Genomic DNA, 8,309 nt, shown 5'->3' with positions numbered 1-8,309 from the left:
GGGGCGGGGAGCGCGCTGGAGGACCGGGTGGCGGCGGCGCACGCGGGGGCATCGCTGTTCCTGCCGAGGCCGTTCACGTCGCAGGACTTCACGGCGGCGGCGGAGCGGATGGTGGCGGCGCGGAGGCCAGAGCGCTCGCGGGTGCTGGTGGTGGATGACGACCCGGAGGCGATCACGGCGCTGACGCACGCGCTGGCGAGCGACCACATCGAGGTGGTGGGGCTCAGTGATTCACATCGCTGACGCACGCGCTGGCGAGCGACCACATCGAGGTGGTGGGGCTCAGTGATTCACATGGATTGATGGAGGCGCTGGCGCAGCACCGACCGGACCTGCTGCTGTTGGACGTGCAGATGCCGGGGCCGAGCGGGTTCGACCTGTGCCGGATTCTGAGGTCGACGCCGGAGTGGCAGGAGCTGCCGGTGTTGCTGATTACGGCGCACCTGGGGCTGGAGTTCCGGCTGGCGGCGTTCCAGGCGGGAGCGGATGACTACCTGTCGAAGCCGGTGCTCCGTGAGGAGCTGCGGGCCCGCGTGCAGGCGAGGCTGGAGCGGTCGAGGCTGTCGAGGGAGCGGGCGGAGCGGGACGCGCTGACGGGGTTGCTGCTGCGGCGGCCGTTCATCGACGGGTTGAGGGCGAGGCTGGCGGAGTCGCAGCGGCAGGGACGGCCGCTGGCGCTGTGCTTCCTGGACGTGGACCACTTCAAGAAGGTGAACGACCAGTACGGGCACCTGGCGGGGGACAGGGTGCTGACGCGGCTGGGACGGCTGCTGGGCGCGAGGTTCCGCCGGGAGGACGTCCGCGGACGGTGGGGTGGGGAGGAGTTCGTCGTGGCGCTGCTGGGAGAGACGGCGGCGAGCGCGAAGGAGATTCTGTCGCGCACTGCGGCGGAGCTGTCGGGGATGACGTTCGAGGGCGACGCGGGAGAGACGTTCCGCATCACGTTCAGCGCGGGTATCGCTGTGTCACCAGCGGACGGTGACTCCGTGGAGGTGTTGTTGAAGACCGCGGATGCCCGGCTCTACCGGGCGAAGGCGAACGGGCGGAATCGGATTGAGACTTGAGCGGTGGGCAGGGTGAGCGACTCACGATTCCGTGAGTCGCTTGAATGCCTCGATGCGCTCTTGGGTTTCGGGACGGAAAAAGCGCAGGAGCCGGTTGGGCAGGCTGACGCTGACGAGAACCCGTGGGAGACACCAGTTCGCGCAGCCCAGGCAGGTGCGTGGGTTGGCGCCGGAGGCCTGCCATGAGGCTATCTCGTCGCCGCACGGCTCACACGGCGTCATGTCAGTATGGACGGGGAGACGGCCATCTCCGAGTGTCTCCCCCCTTAGCGACCAGGGGAAAGGGATGGTGCGCCCGGAGAAGTTCCTTAGTCCAGGAGGCTCTATAACGTGGCGTGGCTTAACCCACCGCCTATTCCTCTGAGTAGGGACCGAGGAATCGTTCCCCATTGAAGTGGATCAGATGGTCTGGGGCATCCGCTGTCCACACCTCCGTCTCATAGGAGATGGTGGTGAGGTACTCCGCCATCGCTTTCCGGCTCTCAAAGGCAGTGACATAGACGAGGCCAGCACGGGATCCCTTGAAGAGTTCTCGGAGTTCCTTACGGCGCTTAGCGTCGACCGGACCGTGCGAAGTAACGGCCTCAATGAGGAGAAGCCAGTCCTTCTCCAAGTAATGCACTACCAAGTCCGGCATTTTGCCGTGTTCGTTCACCTTCACGCCCAGCGCCTCCAGTGACTGAGCGTCGTAGTGTGCATACTTCTTCTGGGTGTCCCCGACGTAGAGTAGGACGCCGCCTTTCGCGAAGCGTGGGCAAAACTCCTCGACGATGTCCTTGATGAGGTTGTTCTGCCCACCCGGCGAGAGATGGAGAATGTCGCCCGTCGATAAACTCACCGGCAGTTTCCTCAACGAGCGCGCCTGCGCGTACTGCTCCCTAAGGGAGCCCACCTTGGCCAAGTATTTATGGACGCGCTCCGCCCACCCCTTCGTGCCGAAGGTACGGAGCAGAGCCAACACGACAGGGCGGACCTGATAAACCGTCTTCCCGCTGTTGGTGGCACGGCCCGGGGCATCTGGATTGATGTCCACCAATCCGGCGTCCAGGAACTGGTGCAGCGTCTGGCGGCGCACCACCTCTCGGGTATTGGGCGCGTACTTCTTGCCATACGCCTCGGCGAAGAAGTCCATCATCTCAGTCACGCCGCGCAACGGCTCGGACGCCTCGCTCCAGGGGGTTGTCGGGCGCAGGTCCAACAATGCCAGGAGCGTCAGGGCGGACCGCTCATTACTCTGCGCCTTGGGCATCCCAAGTTCCTTGAGAATGTCCATTGCCTGTTGGACTTTCTGCATCGCCAGGAGAGGGTTGGGGCTCTGTTGGTCCGCCATGGAGAACAGCTCCTTCTCAAGTAGAGCGTCGAGCTCGTCTTGGGGCGGGAATGCATCCGGGATATGCCGCCCCAGAGCCTCAAGCTGCTGGCGGCTAGGATATTTGAGGTTGCGCAAATCTCCTGCGTTGACCTGGGTGTGACCGCTGAGCTGCCGGAAGTAGGCATCCAGAAGTGTTGAGTTGAGGAAAGCTGCCAGCCCACGTGCCAGCTCGTCCGCTAACCCGCAACCCTCTTGGTGGAAGTAGTTGAGGTGGTTCTCGAAGCCGACGCGCACACACGGCACATGGGCTGTATCGAACACCGCCGCCACCACTCGCCGCTTCTCCTCCTTCGAGGAAAAACGCTTCACCAGAACGTAAGTGCCCGCTGGCACCATGGCGGCTTCAGTCTCCGGAGCGGTCACCAACGCGTTCGGCTTCTTGAAGTCCCTGGGCCAAGCCACGAATCCCTTAGAAAAGTGACCCGGCCAGATGAGAGGCACCGTGTTCGACTCAGGGGTGGGTCGCAGGTATTCGCGCATTCGGAAGTCGACCACGCGCCCGGTGGACACCGTCAAACCCAGGTCAGCCAGCGAGTGAGTCAACGACGCAAGGCGAGTCGCTACGTGGTCATCGAGCTCATCTGTGGCCAGCCGGATGAACTGCTCAGGGTCCTCGGGACGTACCACCTGCGTGAAGGGGATCTCACGGTGCGTGGTGTCGCCCTCAACCTCGCCGGAACTGGATGACACGACTACTCGCAGGCTCTGGCGACCTTTGACGGCGTGGATGATGACGTTCTCCTGGAGGACGTCATCGCCCGCGAAGGCAGCCTTTCGCGAGTCGAATACGTGGAGTTCCTGGAGGGCCATGGCGGAGAGGAAGTTCGCCCGGAAAGGTTTGAAGTAGGGGCCATTGCAGAAACTCCGCGGGGTGATGGCCACCATTTCCCCTCCTTGGGCCAAGAGGCGCACGACCAGCGAGAGGAAGCCCGTGTAGAGATTGCTTGTGCCCGCATCGACCGACTCGAGGAGGAGTCGCTCCCGAGAGTTCGTGTTGATCTTTCGGTAGGGGGGGTTGAGGATGGCGCAGTCAAACTCAGGGCGAGTTGTGGCGAACAATCCCCCCCGCAGTAAAGAAACGCCTGCTTCGATGAAATCCTCATGCAGCACGGTGCTCTCGAAGCGCACGCCATATCGCTCGCAGGCGCGCCTGCAGAGGTCCATGGTGTGCCGTAGCGACTTCACCAGCGTCGCGTCCACTTCATATGCGGTGATGGAAAGCGACTCAGGGCGGCGGGAACGGGAAAGAAGCTCTGCAACCCAGGCCGCAGATAGAGATCCGACCCCCGCCCCGGCATCCAGAAGGCGATAGCGAGGACGGCTGGCCTGGAAGAAGGACGCCATGCGCCTGGCCACCTGCGCCGGAGTCATGAACTGCCCTAGCGACGCGCGATGGTCTGGATTGAGCGCATGGTTGGCCTCGACTCGAAGGCGCTCCACCTCGGCCACGAGAGCGGCCGGCTCAAGGCCCGGCACCTCGAAGGCGTCCAGCAACTTCACTGAGGGCATGATGCGCACGGCCAACTCCTGCTTCGAGTATGCAAGTGTAGGCATATGTTGCACCAAAGTGCATGTCGGTCCACATTTTGGCCGTACTGCTCAGGCGTTCACCCCTGTACCATAGGGATAGGTTCCCGCATAGGCCCCTAACCCCATGAATCACCTGCTTTGCTGAAGCTGAGGGTGACGGTCACCCGGCAGGGAATTGACCTCCAGGGTAGGCGGCCGCACGCTGGTCCCATGAAGTACGATTCGGAGAAGCGCAGAGACGATCACCCCCGTGCCCCCTCCCAGTCGGAGTGGGACGCGATGACGCCCGAGGAGCAGGCTCGGGTGTACGCATCCCTTCCGGGGGAGGTGACGGACGCGGAACTGGCTCTACCGGAGGGAGATCGGCACTTCCTGCCCAAGGTCCGCGCATTCGACACGCTCACGGGCCACTTCGAACGCGAGCGTCGGCGCATCTACCTGGCCTGCGAACTGCCGGTCTACTACCCCGCCGAGCGCCGCTTCGCGCCGGATCTCCTTGCGGTCGTGGACGCCGAGCCGGGTGAGCGCGACAAGTGGGTGGTGAGTGCCGAGGGAAGAGGGTTGGACCTGGTGCTGGAAGTCCACGTGGGCGGCGACCGCAAGAAGGACGCGGAGCGGAACGTGGCACGCTACGCCCGCTTGGGAATCCCCGAGTACTTCATCTACGACGGTGGCAAGCGGACGCTGTACGGCTACAGGCTGACGGGTTCCAGGACGCGGAAATACGTCCCCATCAAGCCCGTGCAGGGCCGCCTTCCCTCGAAGCGGCTCGGGCTGGCGCTCCAAGTGGAGGACGGTCGACTCCGCTTCTACGAGAACGACGTTCAGCTTCTGGAGTCGGCCGAGTTCATCGGTGAGCTACAGAAGGTGAATGAGAAGCTCCGGCGCAGCGTGAGGAGCAAGTCGCGAAGCTTGAAGAAGGAGGCCCAGCTTCGCGAGGAGGCCCAGCAGCGATTGGCCGAGGAGACCCGGCTCCGCGAAGAGGCACAGCGACAACTTGCCGAGGAGACCCGACGTCGCGAAGAAACCCAGCGCGAACTCAAGCAACTCCAAGCCGAGTTCGCCCGCCTCAAGAACCACAGGGGCTGACCCACTCAGCACCGAGCAGGCCAGCCCCAGCAAGCACAGCTACAGCTCCGGGAAGATCAACAACCCGCGCACATCATCCACGACGTACACGAACCCATCCCCCGGCACGCGGATGCCAATGGCCCCCTCGTACAGTCCCTCGCGGCTGCGCGGGTCCGTATCGTGGAACGTGTTGAAGTGCGCCACCTGCTTCGGCTTCGTGGGGTTGGACACATCCAGCACGCGCACGCCTTCGTGGTACCACGCGATGTACAGGCGCGTGCCCACGAGCAGGATGTTGTGAATCGACGTCACGTCCCGCAGCGAGAACTCGCCCACCTTCACGATGTTCGTCGGGTCATCCACCTTGAGCACGCGCAGGTGCGCGCCCATGCGCTCGCCGCCCTCGAACGCGAGCGTGTGCTCCCCGAACCTCCCCACCGCACTGTGGTGGGCCATCGTCCCCGGGAACGCGTAGCTCCCCAGGTTCCGCACCTTCGCCGGGTCCTTCACGTCCAGCACCTGGTACCCGCCCTGCAGGTGGCTCACATAGAGCCGGTCCCCGAAGACGAACGCGTCATGCGGATACCCGGGCACGTTGAGGACATGCCGCGTGAGCAGCACCGGCTGCCGGGGCGTGGTGACATCGAAGATGAGCGTCTCCCGGTTGGGCGACGGCGACATGGCGTACAGCCGGTCGCCATCCACCAGCACCGTGTGCACGTCGATGGGGCCACCGGTCGGCATGCTGCGCAGGAAGACGGGATTCCCCGGGTCCGAGATGTCGAACACGAGCAGGCCCGTGTCCGCACTCGCCACGTAGAGCGCATCCCCCTTGGCCCACACGCCATTCCAGTAGCTGTCCCCCGGGAACTGGATGGACGTCTTGAACACGGGGTGCGCCCGGTCCTTCACGTCGAACACGGTGAGCCCACCCGTCTCGCCGTACCGGTTGATGGACACCACGTACGCGTGGTCCTTCGCCACGTAGATGTCCACCGGCGAGCCCAGCTCCACGTAGGACTCGGAGACGGGCTTCAGGCCACCCGAGGACTCAGGCTCGGAGCGGCCCCACGTCATCCGCTCGGCGTGGAAGGTGCCCACGTAGTCGAGCTGGCCGTTGGTGCAGGTGGCGAAGCAGCCCGTGAGCTCCCGGGGCGACGGAGCCGCGCAGCCCATCAGCGTGTAATCGGTGACCAGGCGCTCCGTTCCAACATCCCGGACCCACCGCCCGGTGGCGGAGAACAGCCGCGGGTCTCCACTCCAGCTGACGAGGGGAAGGCCCTGAACGAGGTCGGGCGTGCCGCCGGAGAACCGGAGGCTTCCGCTCCCCTCGGCGGCGTACGGCGGAGTGACCTCGTTCCCGGGAAGCTCGTAGCGCATCTTCAGCCGGTAGATGCCCTCACGCTCCAGCGCAGCGAGCGTGGAGTTCCGGCAGGCCGACACGTTGAAGGACGCCGGGCTGTTGGAGCACGGGTCCGTCCCCGTGTTCACCTTGCACGCCGCATAGGGGCCGGTGTCCTTCCAGTCCGCCGTCTCCGCCAGGGGCGTGACCTTCCCGTCCCAGGGCTTCTCCTCTTCATCCGAGCCGCAGCCAGCAAGAGCCAACAGCGAAGCCGCCACCGCGGCCCGCGTCCCACGCCACATCCAGGACATGTGCTTCCCCCTCCATCGACTCGCATCCCCCGGCCAAGGCGCGCGAAGTCCCTTTGCTATACCCGCGGCAGCCGCGCCAAGGCAAAGCGGCCATGTCCGTCACGGCTCGTCGAAGATGAGCAACCCGCGTGAAGTGTCCACGAGGTAGACACGACCATCGCCGGGCACGCGGATGCCACTGGCGCCATCCTGCGCACGGTCCGTGCGGCCGGGGTCCGTCTCGCGGAAGGTGTTGTAGTGGGCCACCTGCTTCGGCTGCGTGGGGTTGCTCACGTCCAGCACGCGCAGGCCCTCCTGGTACCACGCGACGTACAGCCGCGTGCCCCGGAGGACGAAGTCGTGGATGGACGCGTGCGGGCGCAGCCGGAACTCGCCCATCTTCACGATGTGCTCCGGGTCGGTGACGTCCAGCACGCGCAGGTGCGAGCGGTGCCCGTCGCCTCCCTCGAAGGCGACGGTGCGGCCCGCCATCGTGGCCAGCGCGGTGGCGTGGCTGCCGTGCAGGGGCACCGAGTAGCGGCCCAGCTCGACGATGTTGGAGGGGACGCGCACGTCGAACACCACGTAGCCCAGCACCGCATGACAGACATACGCCCGGCCCTCGGACGCGAACACGGCCTGCGGTGCCTCGACGACGGACGGGTTCTGGGACTGCGGCAGGCTGAACGTGTTGAGCAGCACGGGCTCGAGCGGGCGGGAGATGTCGAAGAGCAGCGTCGTCCCGGGCTTCTGCTGCGTGGCGTAGAGCTGGTTTCCCTCGACGAACAGCGTGTGCACGTTGACCGGACCGCCGCCGGGCACGCTGCGCACGAGGACGGGCCGCGCGGGATTCGAGATGTCGAACACGACGACGCCCGTGTCCGCGCTGGCCACGTAGAGGGCATCGTCCTTGGACCCCACTCCGTTCCACGCGTTGTCCGCGGGCAGGCTCATGGACGTCGTCAGCACGGGCTGGTCCGGGTTGCTCACGTCGAAGACGGCGAGGCCTCCGGGCTCGCCATTCCAGCCGAGGGAGACGACGTAGGCATGGCCTCGGGTGACCCAGACATCCACCGCGAGCCGGTTCGGCACCGGCGTCTCCGAGCGCAGGCGCAGGCCGCCGGAGGACTCCGCCTCGCCATCCCGCCACTTCATGCGCGCGGCGTCGAACGTGCCCCGGCTGTTGACGCGACCATTGAGGCAGCGGACGTAGCAGCCGTCCACGCGGTTCGCGTCGGGCGCCCGGCAGCCGACGAAGTACTGACTCTCCACGGCGCCGTTGGGGTAGCGGAGGGTGTACTCGAGGAAGAAGCGCCCCGGCTCCACCGTCGCCGTGGTGAGGGGGCGGCCACTCAGCGTCGGCGTGCGCCCGTCGAGGAAGAGCTGGAAGCCCGCCTCGGACGGAGTCGGCGTGACACCTCCGTCCTGCAGGCGTGTCTCGTTGCGCAGCTCCACCTGATAGATGCCCTCGGGCTCCAGCCTGCCGAGCGAGGCCGTGTCGCACCCGGACAGGTCGTAGTTCGCCAGGTCCGAGCACTCGGTGACGGTGGAGGGCGCGGGCAGGAAGGCGCACGCGGAATACGGCCCGGTGTCCGTCCACTCGCCCGGGTCCTCCAGCGCCGTGTAGCCCCCGTCCCACC

General features: G+C 65.7%; 5 protein-coding genes and 1 pseudogene. 3 read left to right on the top strand and 3 right to left on the bottom strand.

Going from position 1 to position 8,309, the window contains the following annotated elements; genetic code table 11:
• Nucleotides 1-243, top strand: a pseudogene (locus HG543_RS56035) (response regulator); the annotation flags it as partial.
• 29 nt (nt 244-272) lie between these two features.
• Nucleotides 273-1,064: a GGDEF domain-containing response regulator gene (locus HG543_RS48745; RefSeq protein ID WP_343073633.1), complete on the top strand. Its 792-nt coding sequence runs from the start codon at nt 273-275 to the stop codon at nt 1,062-1,064.
• 352 nt (nt 1,065-1,416) lie between these two features.
• On the opposite strand, the gene HG543_RS48740 is transcribed toward HG543_RS48745, so the two are convergent.
• Nucleotides 1,417-3,945: a BsuBI/PstI family type II restriction endonuclease gene (locus HG543_RS48740; protein WP_169351819.1), complete on the bottom strand. Its 2,529-nt coding sequence runs from the start codon at nt 3,943-3,945 to the stop codon at nt 1,417-1,419.
• Nucleotides 3,946-4,176: 231 nt separating this feature from the next.
• Here HG543_RS48740 and HG543_RS48735 point away from each other — a divergent pair, with 231 nt between their 5' ends.
• On the top strand, nt 4,177-5,055 hold the full coding sequence (locus HG543_RS48735) for a Uma2 family endonuclease (RefSeq protein ID WP_169351818.1): 879 nt from the start codon (nt 4,177-4,179) through the stop codon (nt 5,053-5,055).
• Between the two features lie 39 nt (nt 5,056-5,094).
• Here the strand turns inward: HG543_RS48735 and HG543_RS48730 are convergent, their stop codons facing one another.
• The gene (locus HG543_RS48730; protein ID WP_169351817.1) at nt 5,095-6,690 is read right to left on the bottom strand and encodes an LVIVD repeat-containing protein; all 1,596 of its coding nucleotides are present in this window, start codon (nt 6,688-6,690) and stop codon (nt 5,095-5,097) included.
• A gap of 99 nt (nt 6,691-6,789) precedes the next feature.
• On the bottom strand, nt 6,790-8,309 hold a 1,520-nt coding region (locus tag HG543_RS48725; protein ID WP_169351816.1), incomplete at its 5' end, for an LVIVD repeat-containing protein.

Origin of the sequence: Pyxidicoccus fallax (genome assembly GCF_012933655.1) — a bacterium.
Classification (GTDB): domain Bacteria; phylum Myxococcota; class Myxococcia; order Myxococcales; family Myxococcaceae; genus Myxococcus; species Myxococcus fallax.
Note: the sequence above shows the minus strand (reverse complement) of the source record. Positions and strands in the feature narration are given on the sequence as shown.

Excerpts from the sequence above, each read along its gene's own strand:
- HG543_RS48740 (WP_169351819.1), bottom strand. The coding sequence starts at position 3,945 with ATGCCCTCAGTGAAGTTGCTGGACGCCTTCGAGGTGCCGGGCCTTGAG.
- HG543_RS48735 (WP_169351818.1), top strand. The coding sequence starts at position 4,177 with ATGAAGTACGATTCGGAGAAGCGCAGAGACGATCACCCCCGTGCCCCC.
- HG543_RS48730 (WP_169351817.1), bottom strand. The coding sequence starts at position 6,690 with ATGTCCTGGATGTGGCGTGGGACGCGGGCCGCGGTGGCGGCTTCGCTG.